The organism is Reichenbachiella sp. 5M10 (assembly GCF_002742335.1).
Lineage (GTDB): Bacteria > Bacteroidota > Bacteroidia > Cytophagales > Cyclobacteriaceae > Reichenbachiella.
Genome location: NZ_MDGR01000007.1, coordinates 3,581,029 through 3,604,162, shown reverse-complemented (window position 1 = coordinate 3,604,162; position 23,134 = coordinate 3,581,029). Strand labels below are relative to the sequence as shown.

General features: G+C 43.9%; 22 protein-coding genes. 19 read left to right on the top strand and 3 right to left on the bottom strand.

The genetic code is table 11. The features are described 5' to 3' along the window. Positions 1-8 precede the first annotated feature (8 nt). From BFP72_RS14430 to BFP72_RS14375, 12 genes are all read left to right on the top strand, one after another. Positions 9-1,850, top strand: coding sequence for a cbb3-type cytochrome c oxidase subunit I (locus BFP72_RS14430; protein ID WP_099599808.1), 1,842 nt, complete (start codon positions 9-11; stop codon positions 1,848-1,850). Next, positions 1,850-2,908: a heme A synthase gene (locus BFP72_RS14425; protein WP_099599807.1), complete on the top strand. Its 1,059-nt coding sequence runs from the start codon at positions 1,850-1,852 to the stop codon at positions 2,906-2,908. The genes BFP72_RS14430 and BFP72_RS14425 overlap by 1 nt, the downstream gene beginning before the upstream one ends. Positions 2,909-2,912: 4 nt before the next feature. Then, positions 2,913-3,806, top strand: a complete 894-nt coding sequence (gene cyoE, locus BFP72_RS14420; protein ID WP_099599806.1) for a heme o synthase — start codon at positions 2,913-2,915, stop codon at positions 3,804-3,806. A gap of 8 nt (positions 3,807-3,814) precedes the next feature. Then, positions 3,815-4,384 carry a cytochrome c oxidase subunit 3 gene (locus BFP72_RS14415; RefSeq protein WP_255397224.1) on the top strand — a complete coding sequence of 190 codons (570 nt, stop codon included), beginning with the start codon at positions 3,815-3,817 and terminating at the stop codon, positions 4,382-4,384. A 17-nt stretch (positions 4,385-4,401) separates the two neighbouring features. Next, positions 4,402-5,148 carry a cytochrome c oxidase subunit 3 gene (locus tag BFP72_RS14410; protein WP_099599804.1) on the top strand — a complete coding sequence of 249 codons (747 nt, stop codon included), beginning with the start codon at positions 4,402-4,404 and terminating at the stop codon, positions 5,146-5,148. A 17-nt stretch (positions 5,149-5,165) separates the two neighbouring features. Further along, complete coding sequence (locus BFP72_RS14405; protein WP_099599803.1) at positions 5,166-5,495, top strand: cytochrome C oxidase subunit IV family protein; 330 nt, start codon at positions 5,166-5,168, stop codon at positions 5,493-5,495. 53 nt (positions 5,496-5,548) lie between these two features. Then, positions 5,549-6,139, top strand: coding sequence for a hypothetical protein (locus tag BFP72_RS14400; RefSeq protein WP_099599802.1), 591 nt, complete (start codon positions 5,549-5,551; stop codon positions 6,137-6,139). Position 6,140: 1 nt separating this feature from the next. Beyond that, positions 6,141-6,713, top strand: a complete 573-nt coding sequence (locus BFP72_RS14395) for a DUF420 domain-containing protein (RefSeq protein ID WP_099599801.1) — start codon at positions 6,141-6,143, stop codon at positions 6,711-6,713. A gap of 10 nt (positions 6,714-6,723) precedes the next feature. Next, the gene (locus BFP72_RS14390) at positions 6,724-6,972 is read left to right on the top strand and encodes a hypothetical protein (protein ID WP_099599800.1); all 249 of its coding nucleotides are present in this window, start codon (positions 6,724-6,726) and stop codon (positions 6,970-6,972) included. A 31-nt stretch (positions 6,973-7,003) separates the two neighbouring features. Then, positions 7,004-7,324 (top strand): DUF983 domain-containing protein, encoded by a 321-nt coding sequence (locus BFP72_RS14385; RefSeq protein ID WP_158233421.1) that lies wholly within the window; start codon positions 7,004-7,006, stop codon positions 7,322-7,324. Between the two features lie 91 nt (positions 7,325-7,415). After that, positions 7,416-10,964, top strand: coding sequence for a HAMP domain-containing sensor histidine kinase (locus tag BFP72_RS14380; RefSeq protein ID WP_143520085.1), 3,549 nt, complete (start codon positions 7,416-7,418; stop codon positions 10,962-10,964). Between the two features lie 91 nt (positions 10,965-11,055). Continuing rightward, on the top strand, positions 11,056-14,511 hold the full coding sequence (locus tag BFP72_RS14375) for a hypothetical protein (RefSeq protein ID WP_158233420.1): 3,456 nt from the start codon (positions 11,056-11,058) through the stop codon (positions 14,509-14,511). Positions 14,512-14,814: 303 nt separating this feature from the next. Here BFP72_RS14375 and BFP72_RS14370 read toward each other — a convergent pair whose 3' ends face one another. Together BFP72_RS14370 and BFP72_RS14365 are read right to left on the bottom strand one after the other, a co-directional pair. Then, a complete protein-coding gene (locus BFP72_RS14370) occupies positions 14,815-15,570 on the bottom strand; it encodes an ABC transporter ATP-binding protein (RefSeq protein WP_099599796.1) in 756 nt (251 codons plus the stop codon). Positions 15,571-15,574: 4 nt separating this feature from the next. Next, on the bottom strand, positions 15,575-16,303 hold the full coding sequence (locus BFP72_RS14365; RefSeq protein ID WP_099599795.1) for an ABC transporter permease: 729 nt from the start codon (positions 16,301-16,303) through the stop codon (positions 15,575-15,577). A gap of 160 nt (positions 16,304-16,463) precedes the next feature. Between BFP72_RS14365 and BFP72_RS14360 the strand changes: the two genes are divergently transcribed. The 6 genes from BFP72_RS14360 to BFP72_RS14335 all read left to right on the top strand — a co-directional run bounded on the left by BFP72_RS14360 (position 16,464) and on the right by BFP72_RS14335 (position 21,927). Then, on the top strand, positions 16,464-17,162 hold the full coding sequence (locus BFP72_RS14360) for an SDR family oxidoreductase (protein ID WP_099599794.1): 699 nt from the start codon (positions 16,464-16,466) through the stop codon (positions 17,160-17,162). Between the two features lie 79 nt (positions 17,163-17,241). Further along, complete coding sequence (ispG, locus tag BFP72_RS14355; protein WP_099599793.1) at positions 17,242-19,182, top strand: (E)-4-hydroxy-3-methylbut-2-enyl-diphosphate synthase; 1,941 nt, start codon at positions 17,242-17,244, stop codon at positions 19,180-19,182. After that, entirely contained in the window at positions 19,179-19,379 is a 201-nt protein-coding gene (locus BFP72_RS14350; protein WP_099599792.1) for a DUF6728 family protein, read from the top strand. Before ispG ends, BFP72_RS14350 begins: the two co-directional genes overlap by 4 nt. A gap of 1 nt (position 19,380) precedes the next feature. Then, a complete protein-coding gene (locus tag BFP72_RS14345) occupies positions 19,381-19,734 on the top strand; it encodes an MmcQ/YjbR family DNA-binding protein (RefSeq protein WP_099599791.1) in 354 nt (117 codons plus the stop codon). 282 nt (positions 19,735-20,016) lie between these two features. Further along, positions 20,017-20,628 (top strand): hypothetical protein, encoded by a 612-nt coding sequence (locus tag BFP72_RS14340; protein ID WP_099599790.1) that lies wholly within the window; start codon positions 20,017-20,019, stop codon positions 20,626-20,628. 42 nt (positions 20,629-20,670) lie between these two features. Beyond that, a complete protein-coding gene (locus tag BFP72_RS14335; protein ID WP_099599789.1) occupies positions 20,671-21,927 on the top strand; it encodes a replication-associated recombination protein A in 1,257 nt (418 codons plus the stop codon). Between the two features lie 67 nt (positions 21,928-21,994). Here the strand turns inward: BFP72_RS14335 and BFP72_RS14330 are convergent, their stop codons facing one another. Then, positions 21,995-22,510 carry a DUF2911 domain-containing protein gene (locus tag BFP72_RS14330; RefSeq protein ID WP_099599788.1) on the bottom strand — a complete coding sequence of 172 codons (516 nt, stop codon included), beginning with the start codon at positions 22,508-22,510 and terminating at the stop codon, positions 21,995-21,997. Between the two features lie 162 nt (positions 22,511-22,672). Here BFP72_RS14330 and BFP72_RS14325 point away from each other — a divergent pair, with 162 nt between their 5' ends. Then, positions 22,673-23,092: a response regulator gene (locus BFP72_RS14325; protein ID WP_099599787.1), complete on the top strand. Its 420-nt coding sequence runs from the start codon at positions 22,673-22,675 to the stop codon at positions 23,090-23,092. Positions 23,093-23,134 lie beyond the last annotated feature (42 nt).

Sequence of the window (23,134 nt, the reverse complement as noted above, 5' to 3'; positions counted from 1 at the left end):
GAAGAGATATGGCAGTTACTGAAGTACAATTAGATGAGCATGTAGATCATGCTGCACATGATGAGCATGAGCATCATGGCAATTTTGTGACAAATTATATTTTCTCACAAGATCACAAAGTCATTGGTAAGCAGTTTTTGATAGCTGGTATTTTTTGGGCAATCATTGGTGGTGGGCTTTCTATCATTTTTAGGTTGCAGCTTGGTTTTCCGGACATGAATTTGGAGTGGTTGAGGCCATTGCTGGGTGAGTGGATCACGGATGCGGGCAAAATTGACACGGAGTTTTATTTGGCACTAGTGACCATGCATGGTACGATCATGGTGTTCTTTGTGTTGACGGCTGGTTTGAGTGGTACCTTTAGTAACTTCTTGATTCCTTTACAGATTGGCGCGAGAGATATGGCTTCTGGATTCATGAATATGCTGTCTTTTTGGTTTTTCATGTTGTCCAGTATTATCATGTTCATTTCGTTATTCATCTCTACTGGCCCAGCGGCAGGAGGATGGACGATTTACCCTCCGTTGAGTGCATTGCCACAGGCCATATCTGGTTCGGGGTTGGGAATGACACTATGGTTGGTTTCGATGGTTTTCTTTATCGCATCCCAGCTTTTGGGAGGTATCAACTATATCAGTACGGTGATCAACTTGAGAACCAAAGGGATGTCATTTACTAAAATGCCATTGACTATCTGGGCGTTTTTCTTGACGGCTGTTCTTGGTTTGTTGTCATTTCCAGTATTGGTAGCAGCAGCCTTGCTGTTAGTCTTCGATAGATCATTTGGAACTAGCTTTTATCTTTCTGATATTTTTATAGGGGGAGAGGCATTGCCTAACACTGGAGGTAGCCCAATTTTGTTTCAACATTTGTTTTGGTTCCTAGGTCACCCAGAGGTTTACATTATTATTATGCCGGCTTTGGGGATTAGTTCTGAGATCATTTCTACCAATTCACGTAAGCCTATTTTTGGTTATAGAGCTATGATTGCGTCTCTGATGGGGATTGGGGTCTTATCTTTTGTCGTATGGGCTCACCATATGTTTGTGACAGGTATGAGCCCATTCTTGGGATCTATTTTTATGATATTGACGTTGGTTATTGCTGTACCTTCAGCGATCAAAGCCTTCAACTATATAACCACTCTATGGCAGGGTAACATCCGCTTCACCACAGCGATGTTGTTCTCGATAGGTTTGGTGTCTTTGTTTATATCCGGTGGTGTTACAGGTATATTTTTAGGAAATTCGGCACTGGATATTTTCTTACATGACACCTACTTTGTAGTGGCTCACTTTCACCTAGTGATGGGTAGTGCTGCATTCTTTGGTATGGTGGCAGGGATTTACCACTGGTTCCCTAAGATGTTTGGTAGAATGCTAGATGAAAAATTGGGCTATATTCACTTCTGGTTGACTTTTGTGGGGGTATATATGGTGTTTTTCCCATTGCACTACATCGGTATTGCAGGATTCCCAAGACGTTATTATTCATTCACCAATTTTGATGCTTTTTCGGATTTTGCAGATTTGAACATGTTCGTAACGGTTGCTGCTATTTTGACATTTAGTGCGCAGTTCATCTTCTTGTTCAACTTCTTCTACAGTATGTATAGAGGCAAGAAGGCTTCGTTGAATCCATGGGAATCTAATACGCTCGAGTGGACGACTCCAAGAGAACCAGGTCACGGTAACTGGCCAGGTGAGATTCCGACGGTGTACAGATGGCCATATGACTATAGCAAGCCGGGTTCAGCCTCTGATTTTATTCCTCAGACTGTTCCTTATTCAAATACACCTGAATCCAACCTACCTCATGAAGCTGAAGAAGCGAAGAATGAAAAGGTCTAATGAAAAAAGAGCCTAATAAAGGGTTATTTAGAAGATTTAATTTAATTACGATCATTGCCGTTTACTTATTAATCTTAGTAGGCGGCATTGTTCGTAGTACAGGGTCAGGTATGGGGTGTCCGGATTGGCCCAAATGTTTTGGATCTTATACACCTCCGACAGATGTGAGTCAATTGCCTGATGATTATCAGGAAATCTATGCACAGAAGCGGATTGAAAAAAACGAAAGGCTCGCCTCGGTGCTTGATGCTATTGGTTTGACTCAATTGGCTCAGGAAGTGGTTGATGGAGAGTCCGTTCAGAAGGAGCAGGAGTTTAATTTTACCAAGACATGGATCGAATACATCAACCGCTTGGTGGGTGTATTGATTGGATTTTTGATCATTCTGTGTTGCGTCTTTTCTTGGACATATTGGGCCTCTGACAAGGGAGTGGTATTCCTATCTTTGAGCGCTTTGGTTTTGGTGATTTTTCAAGGATGGACCGGGTCTCTAGTGGTGAGTACCAATTTGCTGCCAGGACTGATTACTTTCCATATGGTATTGGCAATTGCTCTGATTGCGTTGTTGATTTATACACGATTTCACACGAGGAAAAATCATATTGAGGGAGTAGTCGACTATAAGCCTTTCAAAGTAAGAAGGCTACTGCGTGTATGTATGATTCTATTCTTTGCGCAGGTATTGTTGGGCACACAGGTACGTGAAGCCGTAGACTTGATAGCGATCAAGTTGGGCGAGGCAAGCCGGTGGGAGTGGATCGATCAATTGGGTATTATATTTTACATCCATAGATCGTATTCTATTATCCTTTTGCTGCTGCATGGGATATTGATATATCGATTGACCAAGAGTGTGAAGAGTTTTCCAATGGCGAAAAATTACGTTTGGAGCTTGTTGGTTTTAGTGGTGTTGGAAATTATGACAGGGGTGGTTTTGTCGTATTTTGCTTTGCCTTATTTTATCCAGCCTGTACATCTACTCTTGGCACTAGTTATTTTTGGTGTTCAGTACTTTTTGTATTTAATCATCAGTGAGAAATCAACTGATTTAACATAGGAATATGCATAGTGAAAACATGGAAGTGTTGGCGGTAAGTAGTATGAGCAAGTTTTCGGCATACATAGAGTTGTTGAAGCCTAGGTTGTCGTTTTTAGTAGCCTTTTCGTCGGGGTTTGGTTACATGCTGGCTTCCCATTCGGATGTAAACTGGATGACACTGGCCTTGTTGTCCTTAGGTGGTTTTTTGGTGTCAGGGGCTTCTGTGACAATCAATCAAGTGATAGAAGTCAGTTATGACGCGATGATGGAGCGTACTAAATCTCGTCCATTGCCTACAGGTAAAATTTCTAAGAATGAAGCTATTGTTTATGCTATACTGGTAGCAATAGTGGGATTAACATTGCTGTATGTGACAACTAACCCAATGACAGCCATACTGTCGTTGATTTCATTGATTTTGTATAGTTTTTTGTATACTCCGCTCAAGCGAGTAGGCCCTATAGCAGTATTTGTGGGAGCGATACCAGGGGCATTGCCACCATTGTTGGGTTGGGTAGCTGCTACGGGAACTATCAGTCATGAGGCATTGATTATTTTTGGTATACAGTTTATTTGGCAGTTTCCTCATTTTTGGGCGATTGCTTGGGTTGCAGATAAAGATTATAAAAAAGCGGGGTTTAAGCTGCTCCCAAATCAAGGCAAAAAGGATTTGAATACTGCGATCAATATAATGGTTTATACATTGTTTTTGTTGCCTTTGGGTTTGTTGCCGGCTTACTTTGGGATCACGGGTATCAATTCGGCGATTATCGCTACGATATGTGGTGTGGGTTTTTTGGCCCAGACCTTTAGTTTGATGCGGGACAATTCTGACAAAGCAGCTTTGAAAATTATGTTTGGTTCATTTTTGTATCTGCCAATTGTGCAGATCGCCTTTTTATTAGATAAGATATAGTTATGAACATGGCTCTCAAGAAAGAAGCAACCGAGGGGTTTCGAATGCACCCGAAGAAATTTGCCTTGTGGCTCTTCATCGTTTCGGTGGTGATGATGTTTGCAGCACTGACCAGTGCATATGTGGTCAAACAATCCAGTGGTGTGTGGTCGGATTTCGAATTGCCATTCATGTTTGACGTGACTACAGGGATTGTGATTGGGAGCAGTGTATTTATGCACTTGGCTTTTTTGGCAGGCAAGAAAGACGAGATAAAGAAAATGCGGCTTTTTTTGATGCTGACAGTAGTGACGGGTATTGCTTTTTTGATAGGGCAGTTGGTTGCTTGGCAAGAATTGGTGGATGAAGGAGTTTTTTTTGTGGGAAACCCTGCGGGATCCTTTGTTTATGTACTGTCTGGAGTACATGGCTTTCATCTAGTGACGGGAGTGATTTTTCTGATTGTCGTGGCAGTAGCCGCGTACAAATATCGAGTACATTCTAAGAGCATGGTTCAACTGGAAATGTGTACAACTTATTGGCATTTTTTAGGTGGACTTTGGTTGTATTTATACTTATTTTTGACACTTAATCATTAATTAAACAAGATAATATCATGGCTGGAACGGCAGTAGTAGTAGATAGCAATGAAAACCTTTGGAACGGAGGGGCTGAGCCAATGAAGGCGAGTTATGGAAAACTGATGATGTGGTTTTTTCTGCTTTCAGATGCTTTTACTTTCACCTCATTGTTGGCGACTTACGGGTATATTCGCTTTGCGAATCCCGCTTACGAAGGTAAAATAGAGGATTTTGTTTTCTCACAGGAGTATTGGCCGATACCAGAGATGGTTTTCAATGCCGTACCTTTCTTGCACGGTGTGCATTTGCCATTGGTTTTTGTGGGAATCATGACTTTTATCTTGATTATGAGTAGTGTGACTATGGTTTTGGCTGTAGACGCAGGACATAGAAACGATAAAGCGGCAGTAGAAAAGTGGATGCTTTGGACGATTCTCGGAGGGTTGACATTCTTGGGATGTCAAGCATGGGAGTGGGCACACTTTATCCATGGTACTGAGGCGGGTGGTCAGATGTTGGACGGCTCGTTCTTTCATGGTGCCAATTTGTCAATGAACCAATATGGCCCTCCAAATTTTGCGGCATTATTTTTCTTCATTACTGGATTTCACGGATTTCACGTGTTTAGTGGGGTGGTGATTAACTTTATCATATTCTATCAAGCAACGGTAGGCAAGCTCGAAAGAAGAGGAACCTATGAAATGGTTGAGAAAGTGGGATTGTACTGGCACTTTGTAGATTTGGTATGGGTATTTGTATTTACCTTCTTCTATTTGGTATAAAAAATTGATATAAAGACATGGAACAAGAAACAAATAGCCTGGAAATTATTCCAGCAGATAAAGAGAAAATCAAGAAAATATGGATGGTTACAGGAATTCTTTTCCTAGCGACTGTCGTGGAGTTTATCATCGCTTTTACTGTAGATGCAGGGATGTTTAAAACTACCATATTTATCCTATTGACCGTTTTCAAAGCATTTTATATCATTGGTGAGTTTATGCACTTGTCACATGAGAAAAAGGGACTGGTTTGGTGTATTGTGGGGCCTGTAGCATTTTTGCTATGGCTGATAGGTGCATTTTGGATTCAAGGAGAAGCTGTTTATGCCGCGATATTTGGCGGATAATTATTACCGATATTGGATTGAATGCCGTCAGAAGACGGCATTTTTTTTTGCCTATGAAATGGATTAAATCGATTGTATTAGTATTTGTTCTGTTTGTCCCGGGAGCATTGTATCTTTTTTTGCAGGGGTTTGGAGAGAATAAATTTTCCATTCCGGTTTATTATGAATCGGGTCTTGATACATTGACGGCTTGTGGTCAGGTGATGGTCCCGATGCAGTATCGTGTAGATGGATCTGATCTGATTGATTCACTGGGCAGGAATACTGCTACGCTCTATGATTTTGGAGTGATGTCTAATCCTGATTTTCAATCAATTCGAAACAATATGATGAGTTTTCTCATGAAGTTTCGAGAGGAAAACCGTATCCAGTTGCTATCTTTTTATACGACTGACACGCTAACGTATGATGTCAAAGGGTACGATCGCTTGGTGTACGTTCGTACCGACTCTCAATGGTTGCAGTCGTTTGCCGCTTGTCAGTTGATTGCTGGAGAATTGCATATCGAGGACGACTACCTCAGTCAGCCCGCTCAATTGGTGCTGGTCGATGACCAACAACGAATCAGAGGTTATTACAATCCTAGAGATTTAGAAGAAATTGACCGCCTAAACACCGAGATTCATATACTTTTAAACGAATAGAATGAAAAACAAGAGAATAGCGATGATTACCGTAGCGGTCATTTCGCTTGTGGTACCCGCTTTGGTTGCGGTATTGATTTACTCACCTTATAAGATTTCATCAGAGTATGTGTGGTTGAGTAGTATTCCAGGGTTCAATGCTTCGATCAATTCCATCACAGCACTATTGTTGTTGATTGGAGGTGTCATGGCCAAAAAGGGGAATTATACCCTACATAAAGTGTGTATGGCAATTTCTTTGGCATTGGGGGTCTGTTTTTTGTTGGCGTACGTGACATATCATGCGACGATGCCTTCTGCGATATTTGGGGACGTTAACTTGGATGGGGTATTGGACGCGGATGAACAACTAAATATTTCTGGTTTGCGGACTGTATATTTGACGATTTTATTGTCGCATATTTTACTTTCGGCAGCAGTAGTACCGTTTGTATTGTTGGCCTTTTACTTTGCGATCGCCAAAGAGTTTGATCGGCACGTAAAAATCGTGAAATTTACTTGGCCGATTTGGTTGTATGTATCCGTGACTGGTGTGATTGTATACCTGTTGGCGAGTCCATATTACCCCTCTTGATTCCAATGCCATGAAGAAAATCCTGACACTATCTCTGGTGATGCTGACGCTCAGTACTAGTGCGTGGGCACAGTGTGCCATGTGCAAAACAACAATTGTCAACAATGTCAGCCAGGGTGAACTAGCTCTGGCTGAAGGGTTAAATTTTGGGATCATGTATTTGTTTGCCACGCCCTATTTGGCCGTAGTAGCGATAGGTGGAGTATGGTACTATAAGTATAAAAAACATGGGAAGAAGCAAAGGTCAAGCACTACTTGAGTGCAAATGCCCTCGATGCAGAGAGGGTGAAATGTTTAAGACAAGTCTGTTTCACAAGTGGTATGACCGTGAGATGGAGAAAAATTGTAAGGTTTGTCATCAGGCCTTTGAGCCCGAGCCAGGGTTTTATTATGGGGCGATGTTTGTGAGTTATGCCTTTTCAGTAGCCATCACTTTTGTCGTTGGGATGGTACTCTTTCATGTGTTTGGGGATCCTGAGATGTGGGTGTATGTCGTGAGTTTACTGGGAGTTGTGGGCTTGGTTTGGCCGCTCATGTATCGTTATTCACGAGCGATTTTTTTGCATGTTTTTGGGGGGATACGATTTGATGCCAAGTATGCAAATGACTAATTCTTTGTGTATTTTGGGGGGTAAAACTTAAATCCCCATTTTCAATTCTAAAACCATAAAAATAATAGCTGCTGTAGTAGCAGTGTCCGGATTGATTTTATTCGGGTTGTTTTCCTATTCGGACAAGTCAGAGGCAGAGATGGCGGTAGAGATCGAATCTACCGTAGCGGATTACTTGACGCGTATCGACGCAGTAGTGACCACCATAGATAGCGGAGTAGTACTCAACCTGCCCAAGGATATTGACTATTTCGTGTACAATGTGCGTGGGGATGTCCTTTTTTGGTCTGACAATTCTTTTATTCCTCCTTTCGAATTTTTTCCTTTTCGCACGAGCGACCATATTATCGTCAATGAACAGGGTGAGTTTCTCTATAAGAAGGAGAGGATTCTTTGGGGTCAGCAGGAAGCCTATGCTGTAGTGATGACCAAGATTCGACGCAAGTACAACCAATCGAGTACTTACCTTGCGGATGTTTACAACCGAAACATCATTCGGCACAATATCAACATTACCGAGGATCCCAATTCGATTCCGATCAAGTATGAAGGGGATACCCTGTTCAATATCGAGTGCAGTGGCAATACATTCTACAATGAACGAGTAAACGCCTTGATTACGGGGCTGTTGTTTGTCCTTTTGCTCTCGGTTGTATTGTTGGTTTTTCAGGGATCATATTGGGTCAATCGGCGCTTTGGTTTTTTGGCTGGATTCGGGAGTTTGCTGGTATGGTTGATGGCCATGCGTATGGTGATGTATGTATTGGTTTTGCCGAGTACGTTTGTCAAGTTGAGTGTTTTCGAGCAGAGTGTTTTTACTTACAATTGGTTTTATTTTACTCTAGGAGATAGTATCATCAATTTTTCGGCGCTTGCTCTTTTGATGATGTTTGCGATTTTGTACGGTAGGTCGATGATCAGTCGGTTGAGTTCTAGGTGGATCATGGCTATGGGGGTAGTGATGCTCTTTCTGACATACTTTACCTTGTTTGTCCTTCTCAACTCTATTAGTCTCTTGCTGTCGCATTCGCAAATCTCTTTGGATATCGCGAGTACGATGGATTTCAACTTGGAGCGGGCGTCTGCTTATGCATTGATTGGCTTGTTGGCGATACTCTTTTTTGGTGTACATTATTTAGCGTATCAGATTTTGTCCCAGCTCCATGCTTCCAAAAGAGAACTCAATACATTGCAAGTGATATGTGGTCTGGTTTCGTCTGTTCTCTTCTTTTGGGAATCCAACTTCTTGTTAGCCTTTGGGCTCAATGTCATTTATATCCTTGGGCTTTATACCTTTGATATGCCACAGAGTTTGAAGACGCTCAAGTTTGATAGCATCAATTACTTGCTCTTCACGGTGGTGCTCATTTCTATCGGTGGTGCCTTTGAGATCTACAAATCACATGATCGAAACGAGCTCTATCGTATGCAGAAGTTTGCGACGTATCTGCAAGTGGACCGAGACGTAGAAGGAGAATACTTGCTCTCTAATATACTTAGTCAGATTCGGCAAGATATCATTGTCAATAGCAAAATGATGAATCCGCAGAGTCAATTGCGTAGTATAGAGCGCAAAATTCAGAGGACCTATCTCAATACCTATTTTAGTGATTACGAGATCGATATTTATCTCTTTGATAAAGAAGGTGTGGGGATGTCCAAGAAATATAAAGGACTGTCGATCGGTCAGGTCAAGCGGAGATATAGTGCGGATGAGTACCAGACCTCTTATGAAAATATCTATTATGACCGGCATATGGATATTAACAAGCGCAAGCGTTACATCTGTTTTACTAATGTGGAGCGCTATGGGGACATCAATGGCTATGTCGAGATTGAGTTGAGTCTCAAAAAGTTTTCTTCGCGCCGTGTATTGCCGCAGTTGTTGATGGATCGAAGCATTAGATCGAGCAGTAGTTTTGATTATGCGATGATTACGAATGGAGAATTCCTATATGTGTCTGGTGATTATCCCTATGAGTCGGATTTTGATATGGAGTGGTTGGAAAACGAAAGCATCTATGACCGAGGGCTCGAACGAAAGGGATATTTGCATCTGGCAGGAGCAGTAGGGGGCAAGGTGACTGTCGTGTCTGCGCCGCTGTACAAAACTCGAGATGTGGTCTCCAACTTCTCATTCCTATTCATATTTCTACTGGCGATCACCAGTGTGATTAGTGGAGGCCGCTATTTGTCAAGCGGTATGGATACTAAATTGAGTTTCTCTACCAAGATTCTGATATTTACGGGTGGGTCCTTTGTGATACCATTGGTTTTGGTAGCGGTGGCGATTTTGTCTTCTACAGACAGCTCATATCGCAAAGAAATCGATAAATCCAATTTGAAGAGAACGCTACTCTTGGCAGAGAATCTCAACGATAATTTTTTTGAATTTGAGATTCAAAAAAGTACTCGGGAGGAATTGGAAAATAGCGTAGCGGAGTTGGCAACCAATGCCTCTATGGATATCAATGTCTATGACACGAATGGAAAGATGATGGCATCCAGTACGCCCGAGATTTTCGAGTCGGGGATCATCTCCGAATATATGAGTCCCAAAGCTCTCAAATCTCTCGTTCAGGAGAAAAAAGAACAAATTGCACTGCAAGAGAAAATAGGAACTTTCGTCTACAAGACGATTTATGTCAGTATCTATTCTCCAGATGACGGAAGTGTCTTGGGGTATCTTGCTGCTCCATATTTCGGTTCTCGAAATCACCTTGAGAGTCAACAACTCATCGTGTTTAGCAACATCATTATTATTTTTTCCTTTGTTTTCATGATTTCCGTGGGGATTGCATACTATGTCATATCTCGCTTGACCAAGCCTATTATGATCATAGCGGATAGACTACACGATACAGGGTTTGTACAAGAAAACCAGCCGATCGATTGGGTTTCGGATGATGAGATCGGGGTGCTTGTCCAGGAATACAACAACATGCTGGGGAAACTGGAAGCGACCAAGGCCGAACTGGCTAGGACAGAGAAAGAGGCAGCTTGGCGCGAAATGGCCAAACAAGTGGCTCATGAAATCAAAAACCCACTGACCCCTATGAAACTGACGATACAGCATTTGCATCGAATATTGGGGCCAGACAAAGACAAAAAGTCTTTAGAGATATTGCTAAGCCAGATAGATACTCTCGACGAAATCGTTACTTCTTTCAGTCACTTTGCCAAAATGCCTACGCCGATCAAAGAGCCTTTTGATATTGATCAAGTGTTGGAGAAATCTGTCGACTTACATGTGGACAAAAACATCAAATTGAGCATAGAAGAGGTGAGTTGTCAGGTGCTGGGGGATAAAAAGCTGTTTGGCAGAATTTTCAATAATTTGATCTTGAATGCCTTTCAGGCTATGAAAAATCTTGAGGATCCAGAGCTGCAAGTTAGTCTCAAATCCAGTGCTACGGATGTGCTTATTTATTTTAAAGATCGAGGAGAGGGTATCCCAGAGGAGATCAGGGAGAAGGTTTTTATACCTAATTTTAGCACAAAGGAAACCGGTTCGGGGATAGGTTTGGCGGTGGCAAAGCGCGGTATTGAGCATGCGGGAGGCAATATCTGGTTTGAATCAGAAGCAGGCAAAGGCACCATTTTCTTTATTCGAATGGATAAGTATCAGCCTGTAGAATAGTCATAGTGCGAGACCAAGCACAGCGCATGCACTCGGTGTTGATTGGCTATATTTGAGGCTGTTGGAAAAGGAATCTACATCGTGCCGTTTCGTGAGGCGTAGCGCTTGGCGAGTAGCCATAGTCTTGGTGCTTATTGGACTGTGTGGGAGCAGTATGCTCAGGGCACAGGCACAGCCTGAGGGTAACCTTCAGTGTTTTGCGGTGACTGGCAGGGCCGTATCAATTCCTGACAGCATGGTCATCGATCCCAAGACGATCTTGCTGAATCCACCGGCGGAATACGCCTTGAGTACTGATCAGTCTGTACTTCGGTTCGATGAGCCTTACGAGGGGGAGCTGTGCTTCCGGATATTTCCCATTCAGAAAGGTGCCTTGCAATTTCATAAGTCTGCTTCTTTGTATGATTCTACTGTGAGTTTTTATGCCACGCCAGAAGAAGGATCCTTAGGTTATGAAAAGGAGGAGTTGTTTGCTACGCCAGATATTTACAAAACGGGGAGCCTTACACGTGGAGTATCCTTTGGCAATTCTCAAAGTGTCAATGTCATCTCCAGTTTCAATTTTCAGATGGATGGTAAATTGACCGACAATCTGAATATACGCGCAGATATCACCGATCAAAATGTGCCCTTTCAACCAGAAGGGAACACGCAGCAAATCAGAGAATTTGACAATGTAACTTTTGAAATTTACAATGAAAATCTGTCTGTATTGGCTGGGGATGTCGTACTACAAAATGGAGAGTCGTATTTTCTCAAACATTATAAAAATGCACTGGGAGGTCAGGTTGAATATCAATATGCCATAGGAGACAAGGCAACAGGGCAATCTAAAATCGCAGTAGCGGCAGCTAAGGGTCAGTTTGCGGACATTACCCTGGCAGCAGAAGAAGGAGTGCAGGGGCCCTACCAACTTTACGGACCAGATGGTCAACAGTACGTTGTGGTTCTTGCCAATTCTGAGAGTGTTTATTTGGACGGGCAATTGCTCAAGCGGGGCTTCAATCATGACTATGTCATTGATTACAATCTGGGAGAACTGACCTTTAATCCCAAGGTCATGATTACACAGTTTTCTAGATTGAGAGTCACTTTTGAGTACTCTGATCAAAACTATAGTCGTTCGATTATTGCGGCACAACAAGGAGTAGAGATTGGTCGGGCGACGGTACGGCTGGGGTACTACAGGGAAAAGGACAACCGCAATAGGCCTTTGGCATTTGCACTGACTCCTGCCGATCAGCTGCAAATGAGTCAAGCAAGTGATGATCAACTACCCGTACCGATAGCTGGAGAGACTTTAAGCGAGTACAATGCCAACTGGGTGATGTATGAGCGTCGTGATACAGTGGACAGTGATGGTAATGCTCAGCAGGTGTTTGTGTACTCCAGAGACTCTACAGCTCAATTGTACCGAGTCACATTTTCTGATGTAGAGCAAGGGGCGGGAGATTATCAGCTTGTACAAAATGATGTCAATGGTCGTGTGTACGAATGGGTGTCGGCGGTCTCACAAGTGCCTCAGGGGAGGTATGCACCCGTACGTTTTGTTCCAGCACCTAACCAAAAAGAAATGTTTGTATTGGGGGCTGAGATCCGTGTGACCGACCACCTGACTTGGTATTCGGAGGTCGCCGTATCCAACCAGGACAAGAACCTCTATGCAGAGATAGACGATGATGACAACAGTGATTTTGCAGCAAAGTCTGGATTGGTATTCAAGGACTACCCTCTAGGGCAATCCAAGTATCGATTGTCGGCTTCTTTGGATTACGAATATGATGGGGGAGATTTCAAACCTATCGATCGATACCGACCGATGGAGTACGACCGCAACTGGAGCTATACTGCAGTGCAAGACACGTTTCGGACGAGTGACCATATTTTCAATGCAGGGGTGCGGTTGGACAAGGACCGGTTCAATTTGCTTCGTGTGCAATATGCCAATCGACAAAAGGACTTGGCGATTGATGGGAATCAATTGGATGCAGAGGTGAAGAAGAGCCTTGGTGGGCTGAAAGTTTCGGGAGGATTCTTTGATATGGACAATGTCAATGCTTCTGAAAAATCAGAGTGGAGGAGATGGTATACCGAGGCGTATTTTGATCCTATATTCGTCGTACCAGGCTATCGCTACGAAACAGACCGAAATGAGGTAGGGGATCCAGGGATGGATTCGCTCACCCGCACGGCCATGAACTATGGCGCTCATCAATTTTATCTCCGGAGCAATGACACCTTGAAAACAAGGTTTCGAGTGGACTATACGCTGAGAGAGGATAAGGCCGTATTGAATGGCCTTCTCGTACCGTATACCTTTTCGAAAACGGCGACTGCACAGATGACGAGTGATTTTGCAGAAGGGCAAACCATTGGGTTGAATTTCACTTACCGAGATTTAGCCTATCAATCAGGGTTCGAATCCCTAGAGAATGAAAAATTAGTCTTGGGGAATTTAGATTATCGAGGAAGTTTTTTTAAGCGTCATGTACGCATGGACATGACCTATACCACCTCCAGTAGTAGGGAGATTTTGCGTGAGTTTATCTTTGTAGAAGTCGCTACAGGAGAGGGGACACATGCTTGGAGGGACCTAAATAGTGATGGAGTGCAGGACCTGACGGAGTTTTTTGAAGCCATCAATTTTGACGAACGTCAGTACATCAAGGTGTTCGTGCCGACGACTGATTTTATCGAAGCGTACAATACTATTTTTACTTTTACTCTTAATTTTATCATGCCACGTTCGTGGAAAGAGAAGGGAGGCTTCAAGCAAGTCTTGAGCAAAGTGTCCAGTAGTACCAATATTAATATCAACAAGAAGTCTACCGAGGATTCGTTTGCTTCACGATTCAATCCTTTTAGCCTCGATATACAAGACGTGAACTTGGTATTTGTCAGAGACGGCGTACGGAGTACATGGTTTTACAACCGGAGTGGCCAGGGTTTGGGACTAGATCTAACCTATGCCTCGTCCAATTCTAAGCAACTTGTCTCCCGAGGGATTGAATCAAGGCACGCAGAGGACTGGTTGTACAACATGCGCTTTCATCTCAATAGAGAGTGGGTGCTCACTTTGACGCTAGCGGATCGTGTCAAGCAGAATGCATCGCAGTACTCGGAGGATCGCAACTACCTGATCCATGCCAACGAAGCAACACCAGGAGTGACCTGGCAACCCCAAAATAATTTTCGCCTAGCAGTCAGCTACAGTTACTTAGACAAAGTAAACCTCGAAGAAGCTTCGCCCAAAGAGAACTCGCAGATAAATGCCGCGACAGTCGAGTCACGTTGGTCATCAGGAGTCAAAAACGCACTCACCGCGGCTTTTACATACACCAATATCGCTTTCGAAGGAGCCGTAAACTCTGCAGCGGCCTACGAGTTGCTCAATGCACTCCAGCCAGGAGACAACTATACTTGGCAGGTCAATTATAGTCAGAAGCTTTTTTCAGGTTTGCAGATGAGTCTTGGGTATGAGGGGCGTAAATCTGCCGACAATCCGCTCGTTCATATGGGTAGGATGCAAATCACTGCGCTGTTTTAGGCGCGTATCAAAAAGCATTGATTGTAGAAATAAGGGTGTCGATCGAAAATCGAGCGCGGTTCATATAATAAATTATGAACTACCAGGGGGATTGGTGTAATTCGAATATCACTAATTAAAAACAATATGATTTTAATCAATCTAATCAAAAGAGGATTTAGTCTCGAATCGAGAGTGTTCCGGTTAGTGGCGATGATCATTTCCTATTGCTCGATGATGCTTGTTCTTTGGCTCAACGTGTGATCAAAGCGAAAAGGAAAGTATCGGTTATTATGTTCCAGAATAGAGGTATGCCCTGTGGTGTTAGCCTCTATTCTTTTTTACTGCCCGCATGAGCTTGTTGGCAAAAATAAAGTCTTGTAGTTCGTCAGAGTCACTGTCAAAGATCGTCTCGTTGTTGCCCTCCCATAGTTTTTGTCCCTTATACAAGAAGATAATGTTCTCACCGATTTCCATGACGGAGTTCATGTCGTGTGTGACGATGATAGTCGTGATGTTGAGTTCGTCAGTGATTTCATGGATGAGGTTATCGATGAGGATTGAGGTTTGAGGGTCTAGCCCCGAATTTGGCTCATCACAAAATAGGTACTTCGAGTCGTTGACGATAGCTCGTGCTATTCCCACGCGTTTTTTCATTCCCCCACTTATTTCCGAAGGCATTTTTTGATTGATGCCAGCCATGCCGACTCGTTCGAGACAGTGATTGACTCTATCTAGCTTTTCGGTTTTGGACATGTCGGTGAGTACATCCAACGGAAACATGATATTCTCCTCGACATTCTTAGAGTCAAACAACGCACTACTCTGAAAGAGCATGCCGATCTCTCGTCTGATCTCTGTTTTTAGGTTTTTGTCGGCAGTGGTGAAGTTTCGCCCGTCGAATAAGACTTCTCCTGCGTCAGGTTGTACCAAGCCGACTATGTTTTTCAAGAGGACACTTTTGCCTGTGCCACTGGAACCAATGATCAAATTGGTTTTCCCTTGAATGAAAGTAGCACTGATGTCGTTGATGATTGTTTTGCCATCAAATGACTTGGTCAAACGATTGATTTCTATCATGGGGTCAGAGCATTATGTTGGTCAATAGGAAGTCTGCACAGAGGATGGCGATACAGCTGTTGGTGACGGCCGAAGTACTGGCCACTCCTACTTCGAGTGCTCCACCACTGGTGAAGAAGCCTTTGTATGCCGAGATAGCAGCAACCAAAAAGGCAAAAACATAGGCCTTGGTGAGAGCGAACGTGATGTTGAAGGCGACAAACTCATAGCGGATACCATAGATGTATTCGGTCGGGGTGATCACACCAGCGAGTGTGCCCGCAAGATACCCTCCTACGAGGGACAAGAAGGCGGAGATCACAACAAGCATGGGGTAAGTGATCAATGAAGCGATGATTTTGGGCAGCACCAAATAGGAGCTGGCATTGATTCCCATCACTTCGAGTGCATCGATCTGCTCGGTGATGCGCATCGACCCTAGCTCACCGGCAATGTTGGATCCGACCTTGCCAGCATATACAATTGCCATTACGGTAGGGGCGAGTTCTAGGATGGTCATGTCTCTCACCACCATTGAAATCACATAAGGAGGGATGAATGGGCTGACCAAATTGTAAGCCGTCTGTAAAGTCGTCACTGCTCCGATAAAGGTCGATACGATAGCAACCAAAAAGATGGAATTAACCCCAATTTTGGTGCACTCTTCGAAAACCAATTTGACATAAGTCATGAAAGACTCTCGTCTGACAAACATGGAGGAGATGAATAAAATGAATCGTCCGAAACTGCGCATTCGCTCTAGTTAAATTGAAGCCACAAAATAATAATTTTCAAACAACTATCGGTGAATCAAACGCCAAGTCTCGCGAAAAATCCACTTTAGTCGGGAATTAAAATCTACGTGGCGATGACTTGCTTGGTTGTTTGATTAATTTTCAATTTTAGTTGAAATTATGAGTAAAACAATAGTAATCACAGGAGGAACCAAAGGGATTGGTCGAGCGACCGTTGAACACTTTGCTGCACAAGACTACCATGTAATCACATGTGCTCGACACCAGGAGGATCTCGACGAGATGCTGGCCGATATGAGCCGAAAGGGCAAGTTGTCTGTGTATCAGGCGGATCTTTCCAAAAATGAGGAGGTATTGGCTTTCGCCGAATGGGTCAAGAAGACTGTGTCCCAGGTGGATGTTTTGGTCAATAATGCAGGGGTTTTTATACCAGGCTCGCTTGCTGGTGAAGAGGCTGGGAGTTTGGAGTTTATGATCAATACCAATCTTTACAGTGCGTACCACCTCACTCGGGCTTTGCTACCACAGATGACACTGCAGGGTAGTGGAGATATATTCAACATTTGCTCGGTCGCAAGTCTTCGCGCCTATGACAATGGGGGATCGTATAGTATTTCCAAGTTTGCGTTATACGGTTTTTCACAAAATCTGCGTCACGAACTCAAGCCGACAGGGCTTCGTGTGGTGTCAGTGATGCCTGGCGCAACATGGACGGCTAGTTGGGAAGGAGTAGATTTGCCAGAAGAGCGATTCGTCAAATCTAGCGATGTGGCAGAGTCGATTTGGTCTGCTCATCAAATGTCGCGCAATACCGTGATCGAAGACATCGTCATACGACCGCAGTTAGGGGATATCTAAGAGATACTGTCTGGATATTGTGTACCAGACACACTAATATTTGTCGGTTCACCTTATTTTTACACTCTCATTTAATCGAATGGTTTTGGACAAAAAGAAGTATTGCAATTCGCTCACTACCTACTCACGTAGAACTGCCATAGAGGTCAATATCGGTCAGGTACCTATGGGCGCGAACCACCCGATACGGGTACAATCCATGACGACCGTAGATACCATGGATACTGAAGGGTCCGTAGCTCAGACGATTCGTATGGTTGAGTCAGGTTGTGAGTATGTGCGTATCACTGCGCCTAGCATCAAAGAGGCCCAAAATCTCCAAGAAATCAAAGACCGGCTGAGAAAGCAACAAATCCAGGTGCCTTTGGTAGCAGACATCCATTTTACTCCGAATGCGGCGGAGTTGGCAGCTCAGATTGTTGAGAAAGTCAGAGTCAATCCGGGCAATTACGCGGACAAGAAGAAATTCGAAGAAATAGAATATACCGACGCTTCCTATGAGGAAGAATTGGTGCGGATCAGAGAAAAATTCACCCCTCTCGTCGAACTATGCAAGATACATGGTACTGCGATGCGTATAGGTACCAACCACGGTTCGCTATCTGATCGAATCATGAGCCGATTTGGAGATACTCCATTGGGGATGGTTGAGTCTGCATTGGAGTTTTTGAGGATATGTGACGAGTTGGATTATCATAATATCGTACTGTCTATGAAGGCCAGCAATACCCGTATCATGGTGCAGGCCTACCGCCTATTAGTACACAAGCTGGACGAAGAAGGGTTGAAACCTTATCCACTCCACCTAGGAGTGACCGAAGCGGGAGATGGCGAAGACGGACGAATCAAGTCTGCGGTAGGTATCGGAGCACTGTTGGAAGACGGTCTAGGAGATACGGTGAGGGTGTCGCTGACCGAAGAACCCGAGTACGAAGCTCCTGTGGCTCAATCCTTGATCGATCGTTATGCACGGCGCACAGGGCACCAAGCGATCGCTCCATTGGCAGAGTCTCCAGTTGATCCGTTCAGTTACGAACGGAGGAAGTCCATTGAAGTACTGAATATCGGAGAACACAACGTGCCTCGCGTGGTGGCCAATTGTGTAGCAGCGCCAATTGTAGAGATGGCGGATTTGAAAGCGTATGGCCATCACTATCTCCCCGAATTGGACAAATGGAAAATGAGCGATACTGGGGCAGATTATATTTACACAGGCACATCACCTATTCCATTCATGTTGCCCAATGGGTTGAAAGAAATACTCGACTATTCAGCCTGGAAAATCCTAAGTGACCAAGTCAATAAATACCCGTTGATAGCAGCCGAACAATTGGGGATGGTGAGTCATGAAGTAGTGTTTGTGTCGGTGGATGCTGCTGATTTGACTGTCGTCAAAAAACTAAAAAATGAAGAGGGTATAGTCGTCATGCTCGCTACGAAAAATGAGCATGCTCTGGCAGAAATGCGCCGATTCATCTTTGAGATGATTCTAGAAGGTGTAGAAGCTCCGGTGGTGTTGTGTAGAGAGATTGTAGAGTCAGATATGACTGAGTTTCAATTGGCCTCTGCCACGGACGTTGGAGGATTATTGATTGATGGGCTCGGGGATGGAGTCATGCTGTCCGGGCACGGTCAGGGCAAAGTAGAGAATGCGACGGCCTTTGGGATTTTGCAAGCGGCCAGGACTCGCATGACTAAAACGGAATATATATCTTGCCCTTCATGTGGGCGAACTCTCTTTGATCTACAGGAGACAACAGCTATGATTCGTAAGCGAACAGACCACCTCAAGGGTATAAAGATCGGAATCATGGGGTGCATCGTCAACGGACCAGGAGAAATGGCCGATGCGGATTACGGGTATGTAGGTTCTGGCAAAGGGAAAATCACACTCTATCGTGGGCAGACTGTCGTCAAGCGTGCGGTGCCTTCTGCCAATGCTGTGGATGAATTGATTGAGATTATCAGAGAAGACGATAATTGGGTAGAGCCAGAGGTTGTCAATGCACTTGAATCATGACAAAACAAAAAAAGAACAAAGGAGGGGTGAAGGAGTTTTTCGCTCTGGGGGAACTATTTGGGTACTTCTTTAGGAAGCGTGACCCAGAAGGAAAGGGAGATTTCAGTTTGAAAGCCATGCATTTTATCAATAAGTTTTCCATCATAGTTTTCTTGTTGGGGATATTGTATTTTGTATTCAAGAAGTTTTTATTTTGAAATGAATATCGAGGAGTTTAGAGCGTATTGTTTGAGTAAACCAGGAGTGACCGAAGGGTTCCCCTTTGATGAGTCTACGTTGGTATTCAAAGTCATGAACAAACTTTTCGCTTTGACCAATATTGATGATTTCGTATCGATCAACCTCAAATGTGACCCTGAACTTGCTCTCGAACTGCGGGAACAGTACTCCTCCGTTCAGCCTGGGTATCACATGAACAAGAAACACTGGAATACGGTCACTGTGGGACAAGACGCATCTGATCAGCATGTTTTTGAATGGACGGATCACTCGTACCAGCTTATAGTGGACAAGCTACCGAAGAAACTGAAAGAGGAGTTGGCTCATTTATAGTGCATTTACTTTGGGTTTTTTAGCGACCAAATGGGATTATTCTTCCTGCTGTCCGCTGTTGTACCACATTAATGCTATGTTTCCTACCCGAAATAGCAAAATATTGTACAATTTTGGCGGTTAGTGTTATAGTGTTTGACCGAACCTAAGTATCGAATAAAATTTGTGAGGAGAGTTTGTTTTCCCATATTGATTGTGCTATGTGTTGTTTTTTGCTCCTGCAAAGACAATGTTGTATGCCCTGCTTTTCAGAGTACCTATATTCTGGATGACTCAGTGCGTATGCTCCGTTATTCGATGTTTCTCAACGATACTACTCCCAAAATGGCCATGGAATCTCGTCGGACCAAGTACGGGGTAAATAAAAAATCCAGTCTGTTTCGCAAGAACTACGACATGAAGACTGCCCCCAAGGAAAATGTCTTGGGCAACCCCAAACGAGACCCATTGTATGCAGCAGATGAGGGTGATTTTTTGGCTAGTGATTTCGTAGATGTCGACTCGATTGGGGTAGATTCTGTGTCGGCAGCCCCGCTTTTTGCCACGGCAGATGATCCCAAAGAAGTACGCTACAAGTATCGGTACAATCCTAAAAATGCATACAACCAGGAGCAGGAGTACTACAACAAATACTATGGGGAGTTGTTTATAGACAAGCGGCCGACACAATCCGAGATGGTCGATAGACAGCTGGAACACTTGGATGCACCACCTAGTGATTCGACAACTACAGAATCAAGGAAAGGATGGTTTGGAAGGAAGAAGGAAGAAGTCTCCGAAGAAGAAGCGGAGGTAGATCAAGAGACATTGGATCAAGTAAAGGAGGAAGATCCAAGCGACGGGTTTGAACCAGAAGAAGCCGTCGACGAAGCACCAGTGGACGCAGGAGACTAAGCACGAGCTTGGTTGAGTTACAAAATTCGATACCCAAATAATATGTTGAATCAGTCACCCTTGGCGGAGCGTTTGAGACCTACAAGTCTAGAAGAGCTCGTTGGTCAATCTCATCTCAAAGGAATATTGAAGCGTGCCGTTTCGTCAGGTATGGTGCCATCTATGGTTTTGTGGGGGCCTCCTGGAGTGGGTAAAACCACCATCGCAAACATCATCGCCAATACCGCGAAGATGCCATTCTTTTCGCTGAGTGCGATCAATGCAGGTGTCAAAGATATTCGTGAGGTGATCGCCAAAGCGAAATATGGTGCTAAATCCATACTTTTTATTGATGAGATTCACCGCTTCAACAAGTCACAGCAGGATGCCTTGTTGGCTGCTGTAGAGAAGGGGCAAATCACACTTATCGGGGCGACTACCGAAAACCCTAGTTTTGAGGTCAATGCGGCACTTTTGTCTAGATGTCAGACCTACACACTCAAAGCTCTGGAAAAAGAGGAACTGATGATGCTCGTGGACAAAGCCTTGCGGCAGGATGAATTTTTGTCCAAGGAGAATATTACCATTGCCGAAGACCAAGCTTTGTTGCGATTGTCCGGAGGAGATGGTCGGAAGCTCCTCAATCTGCTAGAGGTAGTCATCGAGTCAATCGAGGGCGAAGAGAAGGTCGTTACCAATGATTGGGTTATCGAGGTAGCCCAACAGAAAGCTGCGATGTATGACAAGGATGGAGAGATGCACTATGACATCATTTCGGCCTTCATCAAGTCTATTCGAGGGAGTGATCCTAATGCAGCGGTGTATTATCTTGCTCGCATGATCGAGGGGGGGGAGGATGTCAAATTCATAGCGCGTAGGTTGCTAATCTTAGCTTCTGAGGATATCGGCAATGCTAACCCAACGGCTCTTGTGATTGCCAACAATGCCTTTCAGGCGGTGAATGTAATAGGGTATCCAGAGGCTCGCATCATCTTGTCACAGTGTGTGACTTACCTCGCTTGTTCGGCGAAGAGCAATGCGGCTTATATGGCCATCAATCGTGCTCAGCAGTTGGTGCAGCAAACAGGAGATTTGTCGATTCCTTTGGACATACGCAATGCCCCGACCAACCTGATGAAGGACTTGGGGTATGGCAAAGGATATCAATATGCCCATGATCATAAGGGGAATTTTGTGATGCAGGAATATCTGCCGGATGAGATCAAAGGCACTGCCCTATACGACCCAAAAGGGAATGCACGTGAAGAAGAAATGCGTAAAAGACTCCATGCCCAGTGGAAAGGGAAATATGGGTACTGAGAAAATAAAAGAAGCTCCACGGGTTAAGTGGAGCTAGGAGAATTGCTTACTGTCCGATAGATTGAATCTATTCGATGGGAAACTCAACTTTGAGTTCGTCCCAAATCAGTGAAATGGTGCCCGTTTCTGAGATGGTGATGGTAAACATTTCAGTAAAGCTCGCTGGGCTAGGTTTCACGTCAAAACGCAGTACATCCCGTTCTTTGTCGTAGCTGTAGGCTCCCCATTGGTTTGCATTGCTGTTGATGATGATGGTCCATTTGTCCTTGTTAGGAATAGTGAATAGTGCATATTTCCCTTTCTTTAGTGCTTTGCCGCCAATGAGGATATCGTCGCTTATTTCTAGTGTAGTCGCTTCATTTGCACCTGTACGCCATACTTTGTCATACTTGACGAGCTCTCCCCATATTTGGCGACCTTTTTTAGAGGGGCTTGAGTAGTTGATGGTGATGGTCTTGCCGTTGATCTCTCTCTCAGCAGTTTTGGGAGGGCTGGCTTTGGGAGTTTGAGCCAAGAGTGGCCCGAGTAGCAGGAGAGACAAAGTAGCGAGTAGTGTGATGCGGTGTATTATTTGTGTGCGCATGATTTAGAATTTGGTGTAACAGTTTAGACGAATTAGTAGGGGTGTGGGTTGGAATTATAGAATAAGTTAAAGAGAAAATTACCAATAATGTATATTTGAGGTTCTAAAGATAATTAAGCAAATTACCTAGCCCTAACACCTTATTAGTCCGAAGATAATTAAATGAGCAAGCCCGTAAAAATTTTAATAATCGATGACGATGAAATCAATAACTTGATTTGTACGAAAGTAATTAATGACTATAATCCCGAAACCCAAGTTGAGTCCTTGACGAGTTCGACCCGAGGGTTGACCTATCTGGAGGAGAAAGTAAAGAGTAGTCCTCAGGATTTGCCGGATGTGATTTTGTTGGATATCAATATGCCGACGATCAGTGGATGGGATTTTATCCGAGAGTACCGCAAGATGATGACAGCAGTCGATACGGAAAAAATAAAATTGTTTGTCCTGACTTCCTCACAGTACTACCAAGATGCAGAGCTGGCAGATCAATACAGAGAGGTGCAAAAACTGTTTACTAAACCCCTAACCTCAGAAATATTGGAGGAGGTGGATACCTATTTGACTAAAAATGTCGAATGATATCAAACTCCTTGTTTTGATTCAATGTAATTCAATAGCTAC

Coding starts and splice junctions, on each gene's coding strand:
- BFP72_RS14430 (WP_099599808.1), top strand. CDS start 9: ATGGCAGTTACTGAAGTACAATTAGATGAGCATGTAGATCATGCTGCA.
- BFP72_RS14425 (WP_099599807.1), top strand. CDS start 1,850: ATGAAAAAAGAGCCTAATAAAGGGTTATTTAGAAGATTTAATTTAATT.
- cyoE (WP_099599806.1), top strand. CDS start 2,913: ATGCATAGTGAAAACATGGAAGTGTTGGCGGTAAGTAGTATGAGCAAG.
- BFP72_RS14415 (WP_255397224.1), top strand. CDS start 3,815: ATGGCTCTCAAGAAAGAAGCAACCGAGGGGTTTCGAATGCACCCGAAG.
- BFP72_RS14410 (WP_099599804.1), top strand. CDS start 4,402: ATGGCTGGAACGGCAGTAGTAGTAGATAGCAATGAAAACCTTTGGAAC.
- BFP72_RS14405 (WP_099599803.1), top strand. CDS start 5,166: ATGGAACAAGAAACAAATAGCCTGGAAATTATTCCAGCAGATAAAGAG.
- BFP72_RS14400 (WP_099599802.1), top strand. CDS start 5,549: ATGAAATGGATTAAATCGATTGTATTAGTATTTGTTCTGTTTGTCCCG.
- BFP72_RS14395 (WP_099599801.1), top strand. CDS start 6,141: ATGAAAAACAAGAGAATAGCGATGATTACCGTAGCGGTCATTTCGCTT.
- BFP72_RS14390 (WP_099599800.1), top strand. CDS start 6,724: ATGAAGAAAATCCTGACACTATCTCTGGTGATGCTGACGCTCAGTACT.
- BFP72_RS14385 (WP_158233421.1), top strand. CDS start 7,004: ATGTTTAAGACAAGTCTGTTTCACAAGTGGTATGACCGTGAGATGGAG.
- BFP72_RS14370 (WP_099599796.1), bottom strand. CDS start 15,570: ATGATAGAAATCAATCGTTTGACCAAGTCATTTGATGGCAAAACAATC.
- BFP72_RS14365 (WP_099599795.1), bottom strand. CDS start 16,303: ATGCGCAGTTTCGGACGATTCATTTTATTCATCTCCTCCATGTTTGTC.
- BFP72_RS14360 (WP_099599794.1), top strand. CDS start 16,464: ATGAGTAAAACAATAGTAATCACAGGAGGAACCAAAGGGATTGGTCGA.
- ispG (WP_099599793.1), top strand. CDS start 17,242: ATGGTTTTGGACAAAAAGAAGTATTGCAATTCGCTCACTACCTACTCA.
- BFP72_RS14350 (WP_099599792.1), top strand. CDS start 19,179: ATGACAAAACAAAAAAAGAACAAAGGAGGGGTGAAGGAGTTTTTCGCT.
- BFP72_RS14345 (WP_099599791.1), top strand. CDS start 19,381: ATGAATATCGAGGAGTTTAGAGCGTATTGTTTGAGTAAACCAGGAGTG.
- BFP72_RS14340 (WP_099599790.1), top strand. CDS start 20,017: ATGCTCCGTTATTCGATGTTTCTCAACGATACTACTCCCAAAATGGCC.
- BFP72_RS14335 (WP_099599789.1), top strand. CDS start 20,671: ATGTTGAATCAGTCACCCTTGGCGGAGCGTTTGAGACCTACAAGTCTA.
- BFP72_RS14330 (WP_099599788.1), bottom strand. CDS start 22,510: ATGCGCACACAAATAATACACCGCATCACACTACTCGCTACTTTGTCT.
- BFP72_RS14325 (WP_099599787.1), top strand. CDS start 22,673: ATGAGCAAGCCCGTAAAAATTTTAATAATCGATGACGATGAAATCAAT.